The sequence below is a fragment of the Thalassospira sp. MBR-102 genome (assembly GCF_040549275.1).
Lineage (GTDB): Bacteria > Pseudomonadota > Alphaproteobacteria > Rhodospirillales > Thalassospiraceae > Thalassospira > Thalassospira xiamenensis.
On sequence record NZ_JBEPTC010000002.1, the window covers coordinates 260,568 to 287,566 of the forward strand.

Genomic DNA, 26,999 nt, shown 5'->3' on the forward strand with positions numbered 1-26,999 from the left:
AAGGCAAGATCGTGACAGAAACCGCGCCAAAGAGTGTACCCCAAAATGCACCGGAAACACTGCGCACCCTATCGGGCGGTCCCAAGGGCCAGCCCCGCAAAACGGTGCGCAGGCGGGTTCTTTCAACCGACGAGATTGTTGATGGCATTCTGGCCGGTGACCGCACCATTCTGTCACGCGCGATCACGCTGGTCGAAAGCCGCAATGCCAGACATTTTGATCAGGCGCAGGACGTTCTTTCGCGCCTGATGCCCCATACTGGCGGGTCGCAGCGGATCGGCATTACCGGCGTGCCCGGTGTCGGCAAATCCACCTTTATCGAGGCCTTTGGCAAAAACCTGACCAAGACGGGCAAAAAGGTCGCGGTGCTGGCGGTTGACCCGACAAGTGCGCGGTCAGGCGGCTCGATCCTGGGTGACAAGACCCGGATGAATGAACTTTCCATCGATCCGAACGCCTATATCCGCCCATCGCCCAGCAGCGGCTATCTTGGCGGGGTCAATCGCATGACCCGCGAAACCATTTTGCTGTGCGAGGCGGCCGGTTTTGACGTGGTTCTGGTCGAAACCGTCGGGGCCGGTCAAAGCGAAATCATGGTCGCCCAGATGACCGATTTCTTCCTAGTTCTGATGCTGCCCGGGGCCGGGGACGAATTGCAGGGGATCAAGAAAGGCGTTCTTGAAATCGCCGATCTGATCGCGGTCAACAAGGCCGATGCCGACCCGGCCAAGGCGCGCGAAGCCAAACGCGAATATTCATCCGCCCTTCGCATCCTGCAACCCAGCAGCCATCATTGGCGCCCGCAATCGATCATGGTTTCCGCCCTGATCAATGACGGCCTTGATCAGGTCTGGGATTTGATCAACCAGCACCGCACCATCATGGAAAACGAAGGCGAGTTCACTGCGAAACGGGCGCGTCAGCAACGCGACTGGATGTGGACCATGCTGCGTGACCGTTTGCTTGAAACCTTTACCGCCCGCGAAGATGTCGCCGGACGCCTCAAAGCCCTAGAAGCCGATGTTCTGGCCGGGTCAACCAACCCGACCGCCGCGGTCGAGGAAATGCTTAAATTTATCACCAAACCTCCTTCATGTTGAAGGCGGTATGTCTATATACTCTATAATATTACTCCATCCTTGACCTATCTCCTTAAGGTTATCATACGCTTTGTTCGCTGCGTGAATGAGCCTTGTTATACTCACAATTCCAGTGCTCAATTTACTTAATCGGTCAGAAATGTCAGGAGAAGCTCCGCCTTCTGCTACCTTTATGTCCTTTGCCAGTTCATAGCTGGCCCCTAGTATACTCCCTGCACCAAATATAGAATATGTATCCAAAGAAAACTTCAGATTCTCGATTCCAGAAATCAATGAATACTTCACATAAGGAGGAAGATCAGAATTCAAAAATTTTTCGATCACATCATCACTGACATTCTCTCTTATCTGATCAATATCACTTTCATTCAGATAACTGATAGGATTAGATCTATTTAACTCTGAATATAGCGCCCTAACATTAGAAACATTTTGAGCAGATAAAAATCTGTTGACAGATGAACGATAATTTGAATTTAAATTTTCAAAAAGAAAGATTCCCTCGAACCTTTCAATAGACCGCAATGCATCAGCTTTAACTTCTTCATCAATGTGATCACTATCCAGAGAACCCACGAGGCATAAAAGGTCATCAATTCTTCTTTGGTAATTTATTATAATTTTGTGCGAATCAGTACCTTTCTCGCTAAAATTCATAGCAAGTACTTGGTACGTTGAGAAATTCTCAGATGATGCCAAAGATGAAAAATAAGAACACATACTTACAACTTCTTTTGCCGGGTTAGTGTATTCAGGCATGAAATCTCCCTTACAAAACACGTTTTGAATAATAATCTAATATCGCATTAATAAATGCATACAATACATAATTAAAAACTTAAATAAAAAAAAGGCCGCGCAAAAGCGCGACCTTTGATCGGATAGCTCATCGCAGCAGGTCTTATTTCTTTTCGCCAGCTGCTTCGAGTTTTGCCTTAAGAATTTTCAGCTTTTCGACGGCTTCATTGATTTCGGTGTCGAGATGCGCCAGGTCTTCACGCTTGTCACGCGGCATGGCTTCGATCTCGTTCAAAGCTTTTTCGATGATATAAAGCAAATTCTGTCCTCCGTTATTGGCTGCCGGTTATATGACAGCTCGAAATCTCTTTGTCTTAAGCAGGCCGTAATTCGGCCTGTCATAATCGCCACCGTCATAGCCCGGTTTGCTGTCAACCCCCATGATCCTGATCAACAATCCGGTCAGGCCGGGTCAACGGCTTATTGGTGGCGCATCCTTTTTTGATGCGCACCAATGAACCGCCCGGATCGTATGCCGGACCCGCACGTTATTCTACCCAAAACAGGGGTAAAGAAACAGGGATACAAGACAATGTCTGGTGAAAAAAGACCGGCAGGCTAGCCGTTGGTGGCAGGCTGTTCGAGTTTGTCTTTGAGGATTTTCAGATTTTGCGCGGTTGATTTCATCACGGTTTCAAGACGTGACAGTTTTTCACGGGCATCGCGCGATACGGCTTCGACTTCGTCCAGCGCACTTTCGATGACATACAGCATTTTCACACTCTCCTGCCCGAACCATTCGTTCGGGTCGTTTTATTGTGATTGACCTTATGAAGGTGGGCGGGAAATTCGCTGAAACCTTGTCGGAAATAAGCCAAATCGGCCTTAATTCGCCGATCCTGCTGTTGGCAAGGCAAACCTGGTCTGTGATTTTTGACCGGCATGATGTTGCGGTTTGTGTTAAAAGCCGCGCACTTGATTTCATGAAACGGGATAATCTGCACATGACGCATCTGGTGCTTGCACCAATGGAAGGACTGGTCGACTGGCGCGTTCGGCAATTGCTGAGTGCGACGGGCGGGTTTGACCTGTGCGTGACCGAATTTATCCGTGTGTCGCAAAACCTGTTTCCGGCCCATGTGTTTTACCGTTACTGCCCCGAATTGCTTCAGGGCGGCAAAACGGCATCGGGCACGCCGGTTCTGGTGCAGTTGATGGGGCATGATCCCGAACTGATGGGGGAAAATGCCGCCTTTGCCGCATCCCTTGGCGCGCCGGGGATCGATATCAATTTCGGCTGCCCGTCCAAGACGGTGAATAAACGCGAAGCCGGTGCATCGCTTTTGAAATGCCCCGACAATCTGTTCAATATCGTCTCAAGCGTGCGCCGGGCGGTTCCCGATCATATACCGGTCAGTGCGAAAATCCGTCTGGGTTATGCCGACAAGGAACTGTTTCTGGACAATTCGCGCGCGGTTGAGGCCGCCGGTGCCCAGCACCTGACAGTGCATGCGCGCACCAAGCTGGAAGGATACAAACCGCCCGCACATTGGGAATATCTGGCACGCATCCGCGACGCCATTTCAATCCCGATGACGGCCAATGGTGAAATCTGGACCGTTGAGGATTACGCAAAATGCCGGGATATTTCCGGCTGCACGTCCTTCATGCTCGGCCGCGGGGCGATTGCCGCCCCGGATATCGCCAATCGCATCAAGGCGTTTGAAGCCGGTGAGATCCTTGAAAAACAAAGCTGGTCAGATGTCCTGACGATGCTTTTGACCTATATCGATCTGATGAGTGCCGATGACACTACCGAAAACCATCAGGCCGGGCGCATCAAGCAATGGGTGGCGATGATCCGCAAGGGGCATGAACAGGCCGCCGATTGCTTTGACGAGATCAAGCGCATTCGCGACATTCACGAGCTTCGCGCCAAACTGACCATAGACCGCGATAACCCGGAAAATCAGCGGCCAAATATTCCGATTGCCGCCGAATAGACGGTAAAGACAGACAATCAAAAGAAAAGGCAGCATGGTTGGCTGCCTTTGTCATTTCCGGGTCAGGTGATCCAAACGATCCGCGATCAGGTGCCAAACCCGAAATCATCGGCATCAAGATCATCGGTATCATGGACGCCCATCAGGGTGACGGATGCATCATTGCCAAGTTCAATCACGACATTGCCATCGGTATCAAGATGCATGTCGTTCTTGATCTGGTTGAAGTTGCTGTAATTCCATTCCGACAGATTGATGATGTCCTCGCCCGGGGTGAAGTCGGTGATGATGTCGTGACCGTTGGTTTTGCCGATCTCGAACTCGTCCCAGCCCGAACCACCGGTCAGGGTGTCGTCACCGGCACTGCCATACAGGCGATCATTGCCCGCCCCGCCCAGAAGCACGTCGTCGCCCGAATTGCTCCAGAGGATGTCATTGCCGTTGCCACCATCCAGCGTGACATTGCCATAGGTTTCATAGGAGCTGGTCAGATCGATGATGTCATCGCCATCACCGGCCTCGATCACCTCGATATTGCGGATGCGCGGCGAAATGCCCGGATCGCTGACCGTGTCGGCAAGGAATAGCGCATCATTACCGCTGGTCAGTTTCAGGGTATCGGTGCCATCGCCACCTTCGAAGATGTCGTTCGACTGGTTATAACCGTTCAGATTGACATATTCGCCAGTCCCGACATCACCAGTGTAATCATGGCCCCAACCATTACCGTGATGGCCGGTATGGCCCCAGCCGGTATTGTTGTCATGGCCATCTTCGCCCGGCGCGCCATCATTAAGCGCATGCCAGTTCGAGCTCCAGGTGTCGTCGGCATTGTATTGCAGAACGTCATCACCGGCACCGCCGTTCAGAACGTCGATGCCATCGCCGCCAGATAGGGTATCGTTGCCCGCACCGCCCCAAAGCGTGTCGTTGCCTTCGCCGCCATCAAGGACGTCGTCCCCGGCGTTGCTCCAGATAATGTCATTGCCGGTTCCGCCAAGAACCGTCACATCGCCATAGGACTGGGTTTCGCTGGTCAGGTCGACAATATCGTCGCCGTTACCGGCATCGATGACTTCGATATTCGAAATGCGCGGCGAAACGCCCGGATCGGTGATCTTGTCGTCAAGGAACAGGGCATCATTGCCGCTGGTCAGGGACAGGGTATCGGTACCGTCACCCCCATCAAAGATATCCTGCGAACGGGTATAGCCCTGCAGATTGACCTGTTCGTTGGTGCCATCCATATCCGGATCGCCGACATTCTTCGCGGCATAGCTGCCCGACCAGGTCGCGTCTTTCTGATATTCGATGATGTCGTCACCGGCACCGGCACCGATCAGATCGCTGCCCGATCCGCCATTGATGACGTCATTGCCATCGCCACCCCAAATGGTGTCATTGCCGCCATCACCGCCCAGAACATCATCGCCAGACAGGCCGGACAGCAGGTTCGCACCATCATCGCCAAACAGGTAATCGTTGAAGTTCGACCCGATCAGATCTTCGATCGAAGACAGGACGTCATATCCATCACCACCAACGGCGGTACCGTTTTTCAGGCTGACACCAACCGCGGATGTCGCATTGGCATAACTTGCGGTATCGCGGCCCGATCCCCCCGAAAGGGTATCGTTGCCCTGACCACCCATCAGGGTGTCATTGCCGCCATCACCATAAAGCCTGTCATCGCCTGATCCGCCGAACAGGGTATCGTTACCGTCGCCGCCCCACAGACGGTCGTTGTTTTCGCCGCCATCCAGAACATCGTTGCCATCCCCGCCAAGGATCGAGTCATCGCCGGTGCCGCCATTGATCACGTCATTGCCGGCTTCGCCATAAAGCTTGTCCTGACCCTGACCACCCAGCAGCGTATCGGCCCCGTTACCCGCCCAGACACGGTCATCGCCCGACCCGCCATCCAGCGTATCATCGCCTTCGCCGCCGGTGATGCTGTCCTGACCGCTGCCGCCGTCAATCAGGTCATTACCGTTATCACCATACAGCTTGTCGTCGCCATCACCGCCATAAAGGCTGTCATTGCCATCCATGCCCGACAGCGTGTCCTGACCATTCAGGCCAAAGACGGTATCGTCACCCGAAAGGGCTGCAATCGTGTCATTGTTGCTGGTGCCATACAGGACATCGTCATAGGGGGTCGGCCCGGTCGATGCTTCGACACCGACAAACATGTTCGCATTCAGGTCGCTAACCGCGACACCGATCAGCGTCAATGTCCCCTGCCCATTCAGGTTGATCACGGCATTGCCGTTTACATCACTCATCAGGCCACGCAGTTCGGCCCAGTCATCGACATCAAGGGCAGACAGATTGATCTGGTCACTTGCCGGATTGAAATCGGTAACGACCTTGTCGCCGGAATTATCCGAAACGATGATCTGGTCCGAACCGGCACCACCGGTATAGGTATCGTTGCCAGCCCCGCCATCCAGCGTATCGTTGCCGTCACCACCCAGCAGCGTGTCATTACCGGCATCACCCGACAGGGTGTCGCTTCCGATACCGCCTTCGAGCAGATCATTGTCATTGCCGCCCGACAGGACGTCATTTCCGGTGCCACCCGAAAGCGTATCGGCACCGTCGCCACCCATCAGGGTATCGTTGCCATCCGCACCCGAAAGGGTGTCATTGCCCGCATCGCCCGAAAGCACGTCATTGCCAAGACCGCCATTGATGGTATCGGCACCATCGCCGCCCGAAATGACATCATCGCCCGCTTCGCCCGAAAGCTGGTCATCACCGGCCGCGCCATAGATCGTGTCGGTATCATCACCGCCGGTAACAACATCATCGCCATCCATCGCATCGATGAAGTCCGAACCGCCGCCACCAGAAATCACATCGTCGCCCGATCCACCGATCAGGGTGTCATTGCCCGCACCGCCCGCGATCACATCATGGCCGTCATTGCCATGCAGGCTATCGTCGCCGTCGCCACCGTCGATCACATCATTGCCGTTGCCGCCCGAAATCGTATCGTTTCCGGCACCACCCGACAGGTTATCGTCGCCGTCATTGCCAAGGATGGTGTCATTACCATCCCCGCCATCGACCACATCATTCCCGGCCAGTGCATCGATATAATCATCTTCGCTGGTGCCCAGCAGGACATCATCAAACGGTGTTGCGCCAACCGGGCCTTCGATGCCGACAAACATGTCGGACGTGACTTCGTTCAGACGCACACCCAGCAGCGTGACCGAGCCATCCTGGCCCAGATCGATGACAAGATTGCCATTAACCTCGCTCAGACGCGGGGCCAGTTCGGACCATTCGGAAATGCCAAGCGCATCAAGGGAAATCTGGTCAACACTGGTGTTGAAATCGGTAACGACCTTATCGCCGACAAGGCTTGTGACCTTGACCAGATCGGCACCCGACCCGGTCGAGATACGGTCATTCCCCGATCCGCCATCCAGTGTATCGTTGCCATCACCGCCCACAAGGCTGTCATTACCAGCCCCACCGTCAAGCGTGTCGTCGCCTTTTTCACCGTTCAGATAGTCGTTGCCATTGCCACCGATCAGGGTATCGGCGCCATCGCCGGTCCAAATCGTGTCATTGCCTTCGCCGCCATCGACTGTATCGGCACTGACATCGGCTTCTACATTGTCAAACGTATCGTTGCCATCCCCAAGATCGACAACGTTGTTCTGGCTGTTGCCATAGACGTAATCATCATGCGCCGACGCAATGACACGTTCGAAATTGGCAAGAATATCGCCTGCGGCATCACCACCAAATGCGCGACCGCCTTCGCCCGGTGTTCTGGCATTGGCATCGGTATCGCCAAGATAAATCTCGACCCCGGCATCCGATCCCTCATAGCTGATCGTATCAATGCCATCGCCGCCATCAAGCGTATCGGCACCCGCACCGCCTTCGATGGTGTCATCCCCGGCACCGCCCGAAAGGACGTTTGCCCCGTCCGATCCGGTAATATCGTCATTGCCATCTGATCCGATGACATTTTCAAAGCCGGAAATAGTGTCGTTGCCGGTTTCCGCACTGCTTGCGGTACCGGCCGACAGATCAACCGTGGCACCACTTGCCGCCTGGGTCAGGTCAAGGGTATCGGTGCCTGCACCACCCGAAAGCGTGTCATTCCCGGCACCGGCGATGAAGGTGTCATTACCGGCCCCGCCATAAACGGCGTCATCACCCGCACCCCCGTCCAGAACGTCATCACCATCCGCACCAGACAGGACGTTTGCCCCGCTTGATCCGATAAGCGTATCCGCCCCCGCCGTGCCCAGAACATTCTCGAAGCCGGAAATGGCGTCCGTACCGGTGGCATCGCTGCTTGCGGTGCCGGTCGACAGGTCAACCGTCACACCATTGGCGGCAGCGAAATCAAGGGTGTCGGTGCCATCACCACCGGCAAGAATATCGTTGCCCGCACCGGCAACAACCGTGTCATCACCCGTACCCGCATCAACCGTATCGGCACCGGCACCTGCGGTGATGACGTCATTGCCATCGCCCGCCAGAATAACGTCGTCGCCCGCCCCGGCATCAAGGGTATCGTTACCGGCACCCCCATCAAGCGTATCATTGCCTGCCCCGCCATAAAGACGATCAGCACCATCGCCGCCGGTCAGGATGTCATCACCATCGCCACCATCGAGCATGTCGTTGCCGATACCACCATCAAGGGTATCGTTGCCGCCATTGCCGATCAGGCTGTCATTGCCCGCACCGCCCGAAAGCAGGTTATCGCCATTCGATCCGGTCAGGGTGTCGCTGCCGCCCGAACCAATCAGGTTTTCAATGCTGGTCAGGGTGTCTGCTTCGCCATTGGCAAGCTGTGCGGTACCGGTTGCAAGGTTCGCACGAACCGCCGCGGCCGAATTGCTGTAATCCGCCGTATCGTTGCCATCACCACCGCGCAGCGCATCATTCCCGGCACCACCCGAAAGGGTGTCATCACCAGAACCGCCATCCAGCGTGTTGTTCTGCGCATCACCCCTGATGATGTCATCATGGGCAGAGCCAACAACATTTTCGACCCAGTAGATACCGTCATTCCCGGCACCACCCGTGGCAGTGTAATTGGCCAGATCGACATTCACGCCCGATGCCGCGTCGTCATAGGTCACGGTATCGATGTCACCACCGCCATGGATGATATCGTCGCCTTCACCTCCGCGAAGCGTGTCGTTACCCTGCCCGCCGATCAGCGTATCGTTGCCTTCGGCACCATCAAGGATATCGCGGCCATAACCACCATCAAGATAGTCGTCACCCGCGCCGCCATAAAGATTGTCGTCGCCAAGCTCGCCATTGATGCGGTCATCACCTTCGTTGGCCCAAAGCGTATCGTTGCCGCCGCCACCATTGATGGTGACATCGCCATAGGCAATCGTATCGCTTGTCAGATCGACAACGTCATTGCCTTCGCCCGCGTTGATAACCTCGACGCCGTCAAGGCGCGCGCCGTCGGCAACCGTTTCTTCAACCACCGCATCAAAGGTGATGGAACGCACGAAATAATCGCTGCTGTCACCACCCGATGAACCATCGGCATAAGGCTCGCTTTCGAAGGCGAGGTAACGGAATTCAACCGGATTGCCGAGACTGTCGGTGACACTGATCGTTGCCGTGCCAACACCGCCACTGGTGTAGCTGATCGTGCTTTCGTCAAGCACACCCGACGCAACCAGATTGCCATCGGCATCAAAGGCCTGCCAGGAACCGACTTCGCCGCCATGTTCGGCCGCAATCAGGTTGGAAACCTGAACCGTGGCATTGCGCGCATTGGCCCCCAGATCGACAACGACGGCTTCGCTTTCGCCGGTATTGCCATTGTGGTTGATCTGGCTTCCGGCCGGTGAACCGCCGTTATTGCCAATACCGTTGCCATCAAAGGTCACGGTGTCATCGGCCGCGGCAAGGTTCAGTTTGCCATCTTCACCGACATAGGATGTGCCAAAATCAAAGGCATAAAGATTTGCATCCGACCATGCGGCCTGCACGGCACCCGATGATGCCGAATCCGTCAGGCCCAATGTCCGGGTTTCAATCGTGCTACCCGTCGTCTGGCCATCGCCCAGTTTGCTGCCATCAAGGATCAGCGCATCACTGCCACCGGTCAGGTTCAGGGTATCGGTACCGTCACCACCGACGAAGGTATCATCCGAGATGTTCTTGCCACCGATATCGGCAAGATCGCCGGTGCCATCGGCGCCCGGGCTGCCGGTATTTTCGGTGGTTTCACCGCTTGCGGCCGTGCCATCGGCTTCAAAGTTCAGAACATCGTCGCCGGATCCGCCATCAAGGGTGTCGTCACCCGATCCACCCGAAAGCGTATCCGCACCATCGCCACCGTTGAGTTCATCATTGCCGGTGCCGCCGCCAAGCGTATCCGAACCGGTCCCGCCATCGACGGTGTCATCGCCCGAACCACCCGTCAGGGTATCGTTGCCCGCACCACCATCAATCGTGTCATCACCGGCACCGCCATCGACAACATCGTCCCCGGCAAGCGCATCAATGACATCATCGCCATCGCCACCGGTAAGGCTGTCGTCGTAAGGCGTACCGCCATCCGTCACACCGGTGAAATCATCGGCTGAAAGATCAAGCGGATTGACACCTTGCAGCGTGATCGTGCCGCCGGATGGCAGATTGATCACCGCATCGCCAAGCGAATTGCCGGTGATCAGATCACGAAGCTGGGTCCATGTTTCAATGCCCGTGCCATCAAGGGTCAGTCTGTCGGTCCCGACTTCGAAGTCGGTGACAACATCATCATCGGTGCCATCGGCAAAGATAAAGCTGTCATTCCCCGCCCCGCCCGAAAGCGTATCGTCGCCAGTCCCGCCATCAAGGGTGTCGTTACCCGCCCCTGCGGCCATGACGTTATTGGCATCCGATCCGGTCAGTCCATCATCGCCCGAACCGGTTGTGACATTTTCAAAGTTCGAAATGCTGTCCGAACCGGTTTCTGCCGATTGCGCCGAACCTGCCGCCAGATTGACCGTGGCACCACTGGTTGCGTTGCGCATATCGATGGTGTCATTGCCATCGCCACCATCAAGACTGTCATCACCGTCACCCGCGATAACCGTGTCATCGCCTGCACCGGCATCGACATAATCACTGCCCGCCCCATCGGATACGACATCATTACCGTCACCCGCCACGATCCGGTCATTGCCATCGGCACCGTCAATCGTATCGTTTCCTGCACCGGACGATATGGTGTCATCGGCGGAACTTCCGGAAATCGTATCGTCACCAGCACCCGTAACGACCTGTTCAAAGCCCGAAATGGTGTCGGACCCGGTTTCCGTGCTGCTTGCCGTGCCATTTTCAAGATCAATGACGGCCCCGCCATCGGCATTGGTCAGATCAAGCGTATCGGTGCCATCGCCACCGGCAAGAATATCATTCCCGGCATCACCGATAACGCTATCGTCACCCGCACCGGCATCGACCGTATCATTGCCATCACCCGACGAAATCACATCGTTGCCGTCACCCGCGGTGATCACATCATCGCCGGAACCCGCCGCGATATCATCATCACCCGCCCCGGCATCAATCACGTCACTGCCGGAACCCGTATTGATATGGTCATTGCCATCACCGGCAAGGACGCTGTCATCCCCGGCACTGGTCCAGATGGTATCGTTGCCCGCCCCACCATCAACCGTGACATCGCCATAGGAATGAACCTGGCTGGTCAGATCGACAATGTCATCACCGTCGCCGGTTTCAATGATTTCAACGCCACTGATCGACGGATTGGCGGAACCATTTTCATGATCGCGATCCAGAATGATGGCATCGCCACCCGACGTGCCCACCAGCGTATCAATGCCTTCGCCGCCATCATACTGGTCATCACTGATGCCAAGACCGTCAAGATCGGCAATTTCGCCGGTGCCATCGACACCCGGACTGCCCGCATGATCGGTGGTATCACCCGACTGGCCGGTGCGATCCGCACCGAATTCCAGAACGTCATCACCCGCACCACCGTCAAGCGTATCCGTGCCCGGGCCGCCGATCAGGGTGTCGTTGTCGGCACCACCACCAACAGTGTCGTTACCAGCACCACCACCGACGGAATCATTACCATCACCGCCATCGACCGTGTCATTACCGTCGCCACCGTCGACCGTGTCGTTACCGGCACCACCGCCAACACTGTCATCGCCCGTGCCGCCACCAACGGAATCATCTCCGTCGCCGCCATCGACCGTGTCATTGCCATCGCCACCGTCGACCGTGTCGTTACCGGCACCACCGCCAACGCTATCGTCGCCCGATCCGCCACCAACGGAATCATCACCGTCGCCGCCATCGACCGTGTCATTGCCATCGCCACCGTCGACCGTGTCGTTACCGGCACCACCGCCAACACTGTCATCGCCCGTGCCGCCACCAACGGAATCATCGCCTTCGCCGCCATCGACCGTGTCATCACCATCGCCACCGTCGACCGTATCGTTGCCATCACCGGCACCAACCGTATCGTCACCGCTGCCACCGCCAAGTGTATCATCACCCGGCGTTCCGACATTTTCGATTCCGGCAAAGTGATCCGGCGTCAGGTCGCCAACAGCAACACCCGAAAGCGTTACCGTGCCACCGGAAGGCAACGTGATCACCGCACCATCCGGACCATCGGACAGAATCGACTGCAATTCGGTCCAGCTTGTAACACCGATATCGGGCAGGGAAATCACATCGCTGGCAAGATCAAAGTCACTGACCAGATCGGCATCGCTGCCATCCTCAAAAACAAAGACATCCGCGCCATCGCCACCGGTCAGGGTGTCGTTGCCGTCACCTGCGGCCAATGTATCATTGCCCGCACCGCCCGAAAGGACGTCGTCGCCAGCCCCGCCATCGATCACGTCATCACCAGCACCACCATCAATCGTGTTGGCCGCATCATTGCCGGTAATGGTATCGGCATCTGCCGAACCGGTGACATTTTCGAAATTGGCAATCGTATCGGAACCGGTTTGCGCACCATTCGCCGTACCAGCGGCAAGATCAACCGTTACCCCGCCACTAGTGCCCGACAGATCAAGCGTATCAATGCCGTCGCCGCCATCAAGGTGATCGTTACCGGCATCAATCGAAACCGTATCGTTGCCTGCACCGGCATCAATCACATTGTTCGCGGCATTACCGGTGATGGTGTCATCACCATCCGTCGCGATCACATTTTCAAAGCCGGAAATGCTGTCCGAGCCAGTGGCATCGCTGCTTGCCGTACCATTGGCCAGATCAATTTCCGCGCCATTGGCCGCAGACATATCAAGCGTATCGGAACCGTCACCACCCGAAAGCGTATCATCGCCGATACCGGCCATGATCGTATCGTCACCGGCACCGCCCGCGATGATGTCATTCCCGGTTCCGCCATCAAGGATGTCGTTATCAGCACCCCCATCGATATTATCGGCACCCGCACCGCCCAGTATATTGTCAGAACCGGCACCACCAAGGATGACGTCATCACCATCATTGGCCCAAAGGGTATCGTCACCGGCACCGCCATCAATCGTGACGTCACCGTAAGAATGCGTTTCACTGGTCAGGTCGACAACATCGTTACCCGCACCGGCATTGATGTTTTCAATATCCACAATCGACGGGTTGGCGGCACCGCCACCGGCGTGATCGCGATCCAGAATGATGGCATCATCACCGTCGCCTGCCTGCAGGGTATCGTTGCCTTCGCCACCGACAAAGCTGTCATCAGACAGGTTTTTGCCACTGATATCGGCGACGTCACCGGTGCCATCCGTCGTCGGGCTGCCGACATGGTCGGTGGTTTCACCCGACGCCGCGACATGGTCCCCGTCGAAGGTCAGGACATCATCACCGGCCCCACCGTCAAGCAGATCGGCCCCGGCGCCACCGGCAAGGGTGTCGTTCCCTGCACCGCCCGAAAGGGTGTCATCACCCGCACCACCCGAAAGGATGTTATCGCCATCCGATCCCAGAAGGGTATCGTTGCCCGAACCACCGGTCGCCCCTTCGATATCGATCAGCGTATCGTTGCCATCGCCGGTCGTGCCGGTCCCCGCGGCCAGATCGACCACAACCGGATCGGTCCGATCCGAATAATCGGCGATATCGGTGCCATCGCCACCGACAAGGGTATCACTGCCGGTACCCGCCTGCAGGGTATCGTTACCCGCCCCGCCCAGAATGGTGTCATCGCCCGCACCACCGGCCAGCACATCATCCCCGGCACCGCCTTCGATCACGTTGTTGGCATCATCGCCCGAAATGGTATCGGCATGGTCGGACCCGATCACGGTTTCAAAACCGTCAATCACATCATTTCCGGCACCACCGGTTGCGGTACCATTGGCAAGGTCGACGGAAACGCCTTCTTCGGCCCCTTCGTAGGACAGCGTATCATCGCCTTCGCCACCAATCAGGGTATCGTCGCCGCCATTGCCGTAAACGGTATCGTTGCCTGCGCCGCCATCCAGGATATTGGCGTTTTCATCACCAATCAGGATATCGTCGCCATCCCCGCCGGTAACATTTTCGATGCTATCAAGGGTATCGTTTCCGGCTTCACCAGTTGCGCTACCTGTGCTCAGGTCAACGGTGACACCTTCGGAAGTGTCGGAATAATCGGCGGTATCGTTACCGTCACCACCATTGAGTTCGTCATCACCGGCACCACCGATCAGGGTATCGTTGCCTGCATCGCCATTGATGACATCATCACCGGCACCACCATCAACAATATCGTCACCGTCCAGCGCATTGATTTCATCGCCAAGCTGGCTGCCCTGCAGGACATCGTCAAATTCAGTACCTTCGATGGTGACATAGCCAAAGAAGTTATCCGGCCCGAGATCATCGACCGAAACGCCTTCAAGCGTGATGCTTTCACCCGGGCCGAGCGAGATAACCGCATTGCCGTTGGCGTCATCGAACATGCGATCGGCAAGATCGCTGTAATCCTCAATCCCGTAGGATGACAGATCAATCACATCTTCGTTGACGTCAAAATCGGTAACCGTATCGCTGCCGCCGCCCGGGGTAACAACAATCATGTCTTCGCCGTCGCCGGTGATAATGACGTCGTCGCCATCGCCGCCAATCAGCGTATCATTGCCCGAACCACCATCAAGCGTATTGACCCCGTCCGCCCCGATCAGGGTATCGGCAAAGTCGGTACCAATGACCCGTTCGACATCGCGAACAATGTCATTGCCACCCGAACCCGATGCATACTGGTTGACCAGATCAACAACAACCGGACCTTCGACATTGGAATAATCGACCGTGTCGATACCGTCGCCACCATCAATGATGTCGTCACCGGTATCGCCATAAATCCAGTCATTGCCGGTGCCTGCCTGAACAATATCGTCACCCGCACCGCCCGACAGGGTGTCATCATCGGCACCACCGTCGATAACGTCATTGCCGGTACCACCGGAAAGGGTATCCGATCCCGCACCGCCGGTAATTTCGTCATCACCACTTCCGGCATCAACAACGTCATCCCCCGAACCGACATTGATCACGTCGTTCCCGGCACCGGCCGTTACGGTGTTATCAGCAGCATTGCCATTGATTGTGTCGTTGAAGTCCGAACCGACGACATTTTCGATATTGGCAAGGGTATCGTTGCCCTGACCGGTCGCTGTGCCTGTGGTCAGGTTGACATTCATCGCCCCGGTTGCGGCACTGTAATCCACAGTGTCAGAATCCGCACCACCGTCGAGCACATCATTGCCTTCGCCACCGACCAGCACATCATCGCCAGCCAGGCCCGAAAGGGTATTGCTGCCATCGGTTCCGGTCAGGGTATCTGCATATAACGTCCCGGTAAGATTTTCGATGCCGTCAAGAACATCATTACCATCACCACCGGTTACAGTGCCGGCCGTCAGATCACCAACTATTCCGGCACTTTCGGTCGAATAATCGACCGTATCGGTGCCTGCACCACCAATCAGCGTATCCGACCCGGAATTACCAACCAGGGTATCGTCACCGGCATCACCCGACAGGGTATCGTTACCCGAACCGCCAATCAGACGATCATTGCCATCACCACCCGAAACGGTGTCATCCCCGCCCAAAGCATTGATGATATCGCCACCGTTTCCGCCAACCATTTCGTCGGCATTTTCCGTACCAAGACGAACGTCGACACCGATGAAGTTTGCCGCGGTCAGGCTGCCTGCCTGAATATTGTTCAGTGTAATCGTATCGCCGCTATCAAGCGTGATGATCAGATTACCATCGCCATCCGCACTGAACTGGGATTTCAGGGCATCGAAACCGGCAATATTGAAATCGGTAAGATCAATAACATCAACGGCCGGGTCGAAATCGGTAATCGTGTCATTGCCATCGCCCGGGCGGAAGACAACCTGATCAGCCCCTTCGCCAAGCGTCAGAATATCGTCGCCAACCCCGGCATCGAAGGTGTCGTCACCAGCCCCGCCAAGGAAGATGTCCGTGCCTTCCCCGCCAAGGAAAGTATCGCTGAATCCTGAGCCTTCGATGATTTCGATACCGTCAAGCGTATCGGTTCCGGTTCCCGTCCCGCTGACGGTATTGTTCGCGGTATCAATAACCAGCCCACCGGTCGCATCCGAATAGGTTGCCGTATCAAGACCTTCACCACCGATCAGGACATCATCCCCGGCACCTGCACGCAGGATATCGTCGCCTGCACCACCATCTAGAATATCTGCCCCGCCGCCACCGGAAATGACGTCATTTCCTTCGCCACCGGTCACATGGTCATCGCCCGCACCCGCGGTGATCGTATCAGCGCCGACACCACCATCGACAGTATCGTTCCCCGTGCCACTATCGATGACATCATTGCCTTCGCCACCAAGGACGACGTCATCGCCTTGACCTGCAACAATCGTATCGTTACCGGTACCGCCGTCGACCGTATCGTTGCCATCACCGGCATTGATGACATCGCTGCCTGCCCCACCGGTAACAATATCGTTGCCGGAACCCGTGGTCACAACGTCGCTGCCGTCGCCACCATCGACGGTGTCATTTCCGGCACCGGTATCAATGATATCGTCTCCGGCACCACCAGAAACATAATCCTCGCCGCTGCCGGTTGTCAGCGTATCTTCACCGCCCGCACCGATAACCGTGTTATCGCCATCCCCGGCATTGATAACATTTACCTCATCGGTCGCGGTGATAACGTCATTACCGTCACCGGTAACAAGGTTTTCGATATTGGTGAAGATGTCGGTTGTTGTACCGTCTGTTGCCGTACCGGCGGCAAAATCAACAGTCAGATCACCCGAAACGTCTGACAGATCAAGGGTATCGGAACCTTCGCCACCATCAATGGTGTCTGCGCCGCTGCCACCGCGAATAACATCATTCCCGGCACCGCCCAACAGAACGTCATCACCATCACGGCCATCAAGGGTATCGTTCCCCGCACCACCATCAAGCGTATTACGACCTGCATCGCCTTTCAGAGTATCGTCGAAACGCGAACCGGCAATATTTTCAAAATTGGCAACCTGATCGCCTTCAGAACCACCGACGACACCGGTTTGCAGATCAACCGAAACACCACCGGCGGCACTGTCGTAGGAAAGGGTATCTTCGCCGTCCCCACCATCGAGCGTATCGTTGCCGGCACCGCCATCAATCAGGTCATCGCCAGCCCCGCCGCTAATGATATCGCTTCCGGCACCACCAGATATGATGTCATTACCAGCCCCGGCCGAGATGGTATCGGCGTTGGCGCTACCGGTGATGGTGTCGTCAAAATTCGTCGCAACAATTTGCTCGATATCGCTCAGGATGTCCGTGCCGGTATCCGCACCAGTCGCGATATTGTTGGCAAGGCTGATATCCATCCCCGACTGGGCATTACTGAAATCGATGATGTCCGAACCGGCACCACCGATATAGGTATCATCACCTGCTTCGCCGACGAATGTATCGTTGCCTGCACCGCCATCCAGCACATCATTGCCCGAACCACCGGACAGCGTATCGTTCCCCGCACCGCCCGATAGCACGTTATTGGCGTTATCACCGATAAGGGTATCGTCAAAATCGGTGCCTGTGACATTTTCAAAACCGGAAATGTCATCTGTGCCGTCGGCACCTGTCGCGACGCCGGTTACCAGATTGACAACCTGCCCGCCGGATGCCTTGGAATAATCCAGTGTATCGACACCGGCACCACCGCGCAGCGTATCATCCCCGGTTCCACCCGAAACCGTATCATTGCCACCGCCCGCATTGATGATATCGTTCCCCGCACCACCAGCCAGGCTGTTTGCACCCGACGTCCCGGTCAGGGTGTCATCAAATGCGCTACCCGTCGCATCCTCGATATCCGAAAGCGTATCGGTACCGTCAATCTTGGTAGCAGTGCCACCTTCCAGATCGACATTAACCGCACCTTCGCTTGCGCTGTAATCAACACTGTCGGTGCCGGTTCCACCGGAAATCACATCATTGCCGGCACTTGTATTGAAAACATCATTACCGGCACCACCGATCAGCGTGTTATCGCCACTGCTGCCGGTAATGGTATCGTTAAGGTTTGAACCGGTAACGTTTTCAACATTCAGTACCTGATCGCCGGTCTCGGTATCGGTTTCACCGGTTTCAAGATCAATGGTAATGCCGTTCAGGCTGTTGCTGTAGTCGACAGTATCGTTACCCTCGCCACCATCAATAAGATCTGAGCCAGCGCCGCCGGAAAGTGTGTCGTTGCCACGGCCACCGAGCAATGTGTCATCACCGCCGCCACCAGCAATAATATCGTTGCCATCTTCACCCGACAGGGTGTTCGCGGCCTCGTTACCGACAAGGGTATCGGCAAACTGCGTGGCGATAATATTTTCGATGCCTGTGACTTTATCCTGTCCAAGACCGGAAACATCGCCTGTCGACAGGTTTGCCGAAATGCTGCCGGTTGCGGCACTGTAATCAACCGTATCAACCCCGTCCCCGCCAATCAGGGTGTCATTGCCCTGTGTTGCGGTAAAGAGGTCATCACCGGCCCCGCCATTCAGGACGTTCGCGCCGCTATCGCCCTTCAGGACGTCGTCGAATTCCGACCCGATGACATTTTCAATATCGATCAGTTTGTCCTGACCATCAGCACCGGTCGCACTAAGGGCGGACAAATCAACATTCACGCCACCGTCGGCATTTTGATAACTGGCCGTGTCGTTACCCGCGCCACCAAACAGCGTGTCGTCGCCGCCAAGCCCTTCGAGCAGGTCATCACCGGCACCACCGGCAAGAATGTTTCCTTCATCATTACCGGTCAGGACATCGTCCCCGGTACCGCCAATGACATTTTCAATATCAAGCAGTGTGTCGTTCTCAAATCCGGTCGAAGCCGTACCGTCTTCAAGATTGATCTGCATATCAGCGGTTTTGTCACTGTAGTCGGCGGTATCATTACCCGCACCACCGTCCAGTATATCGTCCCCGGCACCACCATCGAGCAGGTCATCCCCGGCACCGCCAAGCAGAACGTCATCACCTGCCAACCCGTCCAGCGTATCGTTGCCATCCAGACCCGATAACGTGTCTTCGCCAGCGGTACCGGCGAGAATGTCATCGCCAGACGTTCCAACGATGTCGCGGATACCGATGAAATTGTTGGCAGAAATCTGGTTCAGGCTGACGCCTTTGAGAACCATGCTGGTATCTTCGCCGAAATCAACAACCAGATCACCATCCGCATTGACCGACATGCGGCTGTAAAGTTCGTCATAGGTGTCTATCGCGAGTTCGGAAATGTCGATCTGATCGTAATTTACATCGAAATCTGTAACGGTGTCCTGACCGTCACCCGCAGACAATTTGTAAATGTCCGCGCCGAAGCCACCGCTGAGCGTATCGTCACCCGCGCCACCACGAATAACGTCATTGCCAATTCCGGCCGAAATAACGTTTGCACCGTCACTACCGATGATCGTGTCATCACCGGTGGAACCGATAACATTTTCGACGTTTGAAATGCTGTCCGTCCCGGCCTCGCTTGTCGCAGTGCCCGCGGCAAGATCGATATTTACAGCGCCCGAACCAAAGAAACTGACGGTATCCGTTCCCGTACCGCCATCAATGACATCGTCGCCATCGCCACCATACAAAAGATCATCACCAGCACCGCCGGAAACGGTATCGTTCCCTAAACCGCCCGCAATTGTATTATTGGCAGAATCACCTGTAAGGATGTCGTCGAAATCCGAACCCGATATGTTTTCGATTTCCGAAAGCGTGTCATTGCCAGCCGCACCAGATGCCGTTCCGGATGCCAGATCAACGCTAATAGCACCTTCTGCGTCGGTGTAATCCACAAAATCCTGGCCCGCACCGCCAACCAGTTGGTCATCCCCAAGGCCACCATCAAGTATGTCGTTGCCAGCCCCACCGGAAATCTGATCGTTTCCGGCACCACCGCTCAGATCATCATTGCCGGAACCACCTTCGATCCGGTCATCGCCAGCACCGCCATCGATGCTGTCATTGCCGCCCAACCCCTTCAGAGTGTTGTTCTGTGCATCACCAGTGATCGTGTCGTTGAAGCTAGAACCCGTAACATCTTCGATATCGACAAGCGTGTCGCTATTGCCGTTGGCGATAAAACCACTGCCATTGTTCAGATCAACCGTAACAGCAGATTCTGATGAATAATCGACCGTGTCCTGACCATCGCCACCATCAAGCGTGTCATTGCCAAGCCCGCCCGAAAGCGTATCGTTGCCAGCACCGCCATAAACAGTGTCCGCACCAGCCCCCGCGTTGATGGTATCATTGCCACCAAGGCCATCGATGATTTCGTCAAAGCCCGTACCAACCAGAACATCGTCACCTTCGGTCGAACCAAGGCTTTCAATGCCAACAAAGTTATCAGCGGCAAGCTGATCCGGTGAAACACCGGTCAGGGTCAGCGTCTGGTCATTGATGGAAATGACGGCATCGCCATCGGCATTGGTTTCGATCAGGCTTTTCAGTGCTTCCCAGTTCGGAAGGCCAAAGCTGCTCAGATCAATACGGTCTTCACCAATATCAAAATCGGCAATTTTATCTTCGCCGGAAGTCCCGTTGAAAATAAAGGTATCCGCCCCGGTGCCACCAGCAAGATAGTCGTTGCCTGCGCCACCATTGATCAGATCATTACCAGCACCACCCAAAATGCTGTTTGCACGATCCGAACCAGTCAGAACATCATCGAAGTCCGAGCCAACTGCATTCTCGATTTCCTTGAGTGTATCGGTGCCTGCACCACCAGTTGCCGAGCCCGAACCCAAATTAACCTGAACGCTGCCTTCTGCACTGGCATAATCGACGGTATCAGAGCCATCCCCCCCCACAAGGGAGTCATTGCCCGCCCCACCGATCAGCGTATCGTTGCCTGCCCCACCAAGAAGCAGGTCATCGCCATCGCGACCATCAAGGATGTCATTTCCGGCACCGCCAGAAAGCACGTTATTCTGGTCATCTCCGGAAAGCGTATCGTTATAGGATGATCCGGAAACATTTTCGAAATTGGCAAGTGTGTCCGTACCCTGACCTGTTGCCGAACCTGCATCAAGATCGACATTCACACCACTGCCTGAATCCTGGAACGAAACGGTGTCAGTACCTTCGCCGCCGTCAAGTGTATCAGAGCCGACCCCGCCAACGATCACATCGTTGCCAAGACCACCATCTATGATGTCGTCGCCAGCATCACCGGATATAAAGTCATTCCCCGTGCCGCCATCGACGACGTCATTTCCAACGCCCCCCGAAATGACGTCATTGCCAGAACCACCTGAAATCGTGTCATTCCCGGCATTGCCCGAAATGCTATCGTTGCCAGCCTTGCCATCGATCACATCGCTGCGGCTGGTACCAACAAGGGTGTCGGCATTTTCTGTACCGTCCAGCGAACGAATACCTTCAAAGTTCTTGAAGGTCAGGCTATCGGGATCAACGCCCTGCAAGGTGACAATAGAATCACCAATCGTGATGGTCGCGTTTCCATCGCCATCCACACCGATAAAGTCTGCAATGTCAGAAAACAGCTCAAGACCATCGATGCCCTGAATGTCGATGATGTCATTTTCAGGATCGAAATCCGTGATCAGGTCATTGTCGCTATCGGTCGAAATAACAAATGTATCCGAACCGGCACCGCCCGAAAGCGTGTCTGCGCCCGCCCGGCCATCAATCGTATCGTTGCCGGCACCGCCCCTAAGGATATCGGAACCCGAACTGCCCAGCATGCGATCATTGCCGGCCGAGCCTTCGACCTGCTCAAACCCGTCAATCTGATCGACAAAATCGCCACCGGTAACAGTTCCGGCTTCGAGATCGACGGTTACACCACCAACCGGGTTGCCTGCGGCGTCGCTATAGCTAAGCGTATCGAAACCGTCACCACCCGACAGCGTGTCCGAACCCGCACCACCAAATACGGTATCGTTACCCGCGCCGGTATCAATCTGGTTCTGCGCACCATTTCCGCGAACGGTATCGTTACCGTCACCGGTTGTCACATTTTCGATATCGATCAGCGTATCATTGCCATCGCCTGATGCTGTTCCGGCATCAAGATTGACGTCCATATCGGCGTCGACATCACTGTAATCGGCGGTATCGGAACCCGCACCGCCATCAAGGGTATCGTCGCCGCCACCGCCAGCAAGAATATCGTCACCGGCAAGGCCGGTCAGGATATTATTGCCGTCATCGCCGGAAATGATGTCGGAACTTGCCGAACCGCGAACATTTTCGAAGTTGGAAACGGTCGACAGACCGGAATTGGTCTGGACGGTGCCCGCCGCAAGATCAACAACCGCACCGGTTTCACTGCCAAGGGCGAGCGTGTCAGTGCCTTCGCCCCCATCAAGCGTGTCATCCCCGCCACCACCGGCGACCAGATCGTCACCCGCTCCGGCCGAAATGACGTTATTCGCACCATCACCGATCAGAACGTCATTGCCCGCACCGCTGACAATGTTTTCAACGCTGCTAACCGTATCGACTTCGCCGCTGGTGTTGTCTGTGACGGTCCCGGAACCCAGATTAACCGTCTGCGCACCATCGCGTGCCGTCAGATCCAGCGTGTCGTTGCCCGCACCGCCGATATAGGTGTCATTGCCTGCCTCGGCGACAAAGGTATCGTCACCCGCACCACCATCAAGCGTATCGTTACCATCGCGGCCGGTAATGGTGTCGTTGCCGGCCCCGCCCTGAAGCACGTTGACACCGCTGTCACCGGAAATCGTATCGTCGGAATTCGATCCGATAACGTTTTCGATACGGTCAAGAACGTCATTGCCATCGGCACCGGTTGCGCTACCGGCGGCAAGGTCGACATTCACCGCGCCATTGGCACCGGAATAATCAACCGTATCAATACCTTCCTGACCGCGCAGGGTATCATTGCCCGCACCGCCCGAAAGCGTGTCATTGCCATAACCGCCCGAAATGACATCGTCACCGGCACCACCGCCGAGGATATCATTGCCGTCAAAGCCATACAGCGCATCATCGCCGTCAGTACCTTCGGCAACATCGTCGCCATCGCCTTCAAAGATGCGCCCGAACCCGCGGAAATTATCCGCAACAAGACTGTCAGAACTGACCCCTTCAAGGGTCAGAACACCCTGTTCACCGAAATCGATAACAGCGTTGCCGTTGCCATCATCGCTCATCATCGATTGCAGGGTCGCGAAATCGGTCACGCCCAGCTTCGAAAGGTCGACCGTATCTTCGGCAATATTGAAATCGGTGACCGTATCGTTGCCGAAATTCTCGGTCAGTTCGATGTCATCCTTGCCCGAACCGGTCGTCAGCGTATCGTCGCCTGCGCCACCGGTCAGGGTATCGATGCCATCCCCGCCAATCAGCACGTTATTGCCGTCATTGCCGGTAATATGATCGTCGAAGTCCGACCCGATGACGTCTTCAACCATTTGCAGGACATCATTTCCTGCCCCACCGGTTGCCGTGTTCTGCGAAAGATCAACGGTTACCGCATCGGTCGCATCGGTGTAGCTGACGGTATCAGTGCCATCGCCGCCCTGGATATGATCATTGCCAAGACCGCCGCGCAGGAAATCGTCACCCGAACCGCCTTGCAAAACGTCATTGCCGGTACCGCCAACCAGAAGGTCGCTGCCTTCGCCACCCTGAAGAATGTCGTCTTCGGAACCGCCATAAAGGCTGTCATTGCCTTCACCGCCCTGCAAGACATCCGCCCCAGCACCACCATCAAGGCTGTCATCGCCAAGGCCGCCCTGCAGCACGTCGTCACCAAGACCACCATCGATGACGTCATTGCCATCACTGCCCTGCAACGTGTCATTCCCGGCAGCCCCGCCAAGGAAATCATCACCATCAGTACCGTGGACAATATCGTTCCCCGATGTCGGGGTGTTGTCATAGATGCTGGTCTCGTCGCCTGTCTCGTTTCCGCTGTCTGAAGCGCTGCCGCCAGTATCGTCGCCAGTGTCGTCACCAGTAGCGTCCCCGGCTTCGGCATCCGTCTCGCCAGTGGTTCCACCATCAGTCTGTTCGCCCGATGTGCTGTCGCCGTCTTCAGCACCCGCGTCAATCGGGTCGGCTTCGCCATTCGTGGTTTCGCCGCCGGTCGCATCCTCGGCTCCGCCTTCATCCGCGCCAGCATCTTCACCAACAGTCTCATCGCCAGTCTCATCACCGGAAAGACCGGTTTCATCCGTGCCGGTTTCGGGCGATGTTTCGGCCCCGGCCTGAAGACCGCTATTGGTGTTTTCCTGTTCGGTCTGGCTCTCTGACTGCGACGGCTGTTCTTCGCCGTCCGTGCTGTCATCACCATCGCCCGACGCAGGCGTATCTTCATTCAGAACGTCTTCGCCCGCACCGTCCGAACCGCCAAGGCTGTCATCTTCGGCACCGTTACCCGCGTTCGTTTCATTACCCGCCGCGTCCGAACCGGTTTCAGCACGGGGTGTTTCCTGATCGGGCTGGGTTTCCCCGTCGGCTCCCTCATTCGGTGAACCATCGGAAGTCTCACCATCGGTTTCAGTCGAAGGGCCCTCTTCGGTTCCGGATGTTTCCGAACCGTTTTCTGCCGGGGTCTCTTCGCCTTCCGTTACTGGATCAGCCGAACCTTCCTCGGTGGTGTCCGCGGTGGTGTCATCCGCGCCATTTGAAGTTTCTTCATCACCGGCGGTGCCGGTTTCAACCGCACCATCACCCGATGCCGTGTCGTCGACCTGATCCGGCGATGTGTCATCGGATGCGTTATCGGATGCTTCATCCTGTGCACCGGTTTGTGCATCACCCGTCTGCGCCTGATCCCCGCCGGTGGTCGATCCGGTTTCAGTTTCCTGCGAAGCACCACCGGTTTCGTCGGCACCATCCGTCCCGTCACTGCCAGTTTCCGATCCCGTGTTGGTATCGGCACCAGCATCAGAGCCCGTTTCGGCGCCATTTTGATCGGTAGGGATTGTCTCATCGACAGTGGTGTTCGGATCGGTTTCTTCATCCGTTCCGGCATCACCGGTCGCTTCATCACCCACACCCGAACCGGTGTCGGTTCCTGTATCGGTTCCTGTGTCGGTTCCTGCGTCGCCGCTTTCCTCGGCGATGGTGTCATCACCCGATCCGCCAGACGCAGAATCATCGCCAGCCCCGCCATCGCTTTCCGACTGAGAGCTGTCCCCACCGCCACCGGAAGAAGCCTGATCACCCGTTTCGCTACCGCCCGTATCACCGCCGGTCGTATCAGTTTCGCCCGTCACCGGATCATCCGACGGGTCTGATGCCCCACCGGTGGTATCCCCAGCATTTGACCCAGCAGTATCGCCGGTCGTTTCACCAGAATTTTCAGAACCGCTGTCCGCACCGGTATCGGTCTCGGCTGCCGTATCACCGCCTGATGCATCGTCATTTGCCGTGCCGGAATCCGTGTTGCTGCCGGTTTCAGATGCGGCATCATCGCCGGTTTCAGTTTCTGTCCGGCTTTCGGTCGCGCCATTTTTCAGATCGACAACAACACCCTGTTCGGACGTGCTGTAATCAAGGGTGTTGCGGCCCGCGCCACCGTCAATAGAGTCATTACCGCCACTGGTGCCAAAGGTATCGTCGCCTGCACCACCCGAAAGCGTATTGTTTCCGGCATCCCCGCGCAGAACATCATCGCCCGATGTCCCGGTCAGATTTTCGATATTGCTAAACGAAACGGTATCGTTGCCTGTCGCACTGCCTGCCGTACCGGTCGAAAGATCGGCCGTTACGGCATCATCCGAACCGTCAAATGACAGCGTATCGTTGCCAGAACCGCCATCAACAATATCGCCGCCGCCATTGCCCGAAATCACATCGTCGCCAGACGTGCCCTGGATAACGTCATCACCTGACGTTCCGTCAATGATGGTTGCGTCGCCCGACGACAGATCGCCGGAACTGTCCAGCGCGACATCGGTCAGTTTCGGGGCATCAACAAGAGTGATTTCGGAAAGCTGGGCAATGCTAATGCCCTTAAGCGTCAGCTGATCACCGGACGCAAAGGTAATGACGACATTGCCCTGACCGTCATCCGAGGCGCGCGAAACCAGATCGGCCGCACTTTCAATGCCGAGATCATCAAGAGCCAGATAATCTTCGCCAAGGGTGAAATCGGTGATGGTCGCCTGACCAAATCCGGCCTGCAAAACAAATGTATCGCGGCCTTCGCCACCCGTCATTTCATCCTGGCCCTCGCCCGGTACCAGGATATCGTCACCCGCACCACCGATCAGGGTGTTGTCGCCCGCATCCCCGATCAGGATGTCGTTAAACGACGTGCCGATGACGTTTTGAATATTGGTGAAGGCCTGCGTTGCAGGGGATTGTGAACCTGACGCGCCCGACGAACCGGAATCAGAATTACCCGCAACAGAGCGATCCCCTGCGCGGTCATCCAGCACCTGTTCGATATCAGCATCCGTTAAACCGGTGCCATCGTCCTGATTGGCGGGCGAAGCCAAGATTCTGCTCCCTACTTGGGATTAATTTTTCAATCCATTGAATACAGAAGACAAAGCGGCCTTCTATATACAGTAGTATAGACGCCAATCAAGCACCCATCAACGGAAGATGCGCACTGGAATCGCTAAATTACATTTTTTTCATGTTTTCCCGGGATTTGAAA

6 protein-coding genes are annotated in these 26,999 nt (G+C 56.0%); 2 read left to right on the top strand and 4 right to left on the bottom strand.

Annotated elements, in window-relative coordinates; all coding sequences use genetic code 11:
• The first annotated feature begins 11 nt into the window (after positions 1-11).
• Complete coding sequence (gene meaB, locus ABIE64_RS04640) at positions 12-1,100, top strand: methylmalonyl Co-A mutase-associated GTPase MeaB (protein WP_354376758.1); 1,089 nt, start codon at positions 12-14, stop codon at positions 1,098-1,100.
• Here the strand turns inward: meaB and ABIE64_RS04645 are convergent.
• From ABIE64_RS04645 to ABIE64_RS04655, 3 genes are all read right to left on the bottom strand, one after another.
• Positions 1,092-1,859, bottom strand: a complete 768-nt coding sequence (locus ABIE64_RS04645; RefSeq protein ID WP_354376759.1) for a hypothetical protein — start codon at positions 1,857-1,859, stop codon at positions 1,092-1,094. The genes meaB and ABIE64_RS04645 overlap by 9 nt on opposite strands.
• Before the next feature lie 142 nt (positions 1,860-2,001).
• Complete coding sequence (locus ABIE64_RS04650; protein ID WP_156487990.1) at positions 2,002-2,157, bottom strand: hypothetical protein; 156 nt, start codon at positions 2,155-2,157, stop codon at positions 2,002-2,004.
• Positions 2,158-2,456: 299 nt separating this feature from the next.
• Positions 2,457-2,612: a hypothetical protein gene (locus ABIE64_RS04655; protein ID WP_156487991.1), complete on the bottom strand. Its 156-nt coding sequence runs from the start codon at positions 2,610-2,612 to the stop codon at positions 2,457-2,459.
• Positions 2,613-2,656: 44 nt separating this feature from the next.
• Here ABIE64_RS04655 and ABIE64_RS04660 point away from each other — a divergent pair, with 44 nt between their 5' ends.
• The gene (locus tag ABIE64_RS04660; RefSeq protein WP_354376760.1) at positions 2,657-3,841 is read left to right on the top strand and encodes a tRNA dihydrouridine synthase; all 1,185 of its coding nucleotides are present in this window, start codon (positions 2,657-2,659) and stop codon (positions 3,839-3,841) included.
• An 86-nt stretch (positions 3,842-3,927) separates the two neighbouring features.
• On the opposite strand, the gene ABIE64_RS04665 is transcribed toward ABIE64_RS04660, so the two are convergent.
• Entirely contained in the window at positions 3,928-26,835 is a 22,908-nt protein-coding gene (locus ABIE64_RS04665; RefSeq protein WP_354376761.1) for a hypothetical protein, read from the bottom strand.
• Between the last annotated feature and the right edge of the window lie 164 nt (positions 26,836-26,999).

Excerpts from the sequence above, each read along its gene's own strand:
- ABIE64_RS04645 (WP_354376759.1), bottom strand. The coding sequence starts at position 1,859 with ATGCCTGAATACACTAACCCGGCAAAAGAAGTTGTAAGTATGTGTTCT.
- ABIE64_RS04655 (WP_156487991.1), bottom strand. The coding sequence starts at position 2,612 with ATGCTGTATGTCATCGAAAGTGCGCTGGACGAAGTCGAAGCCGTATCG.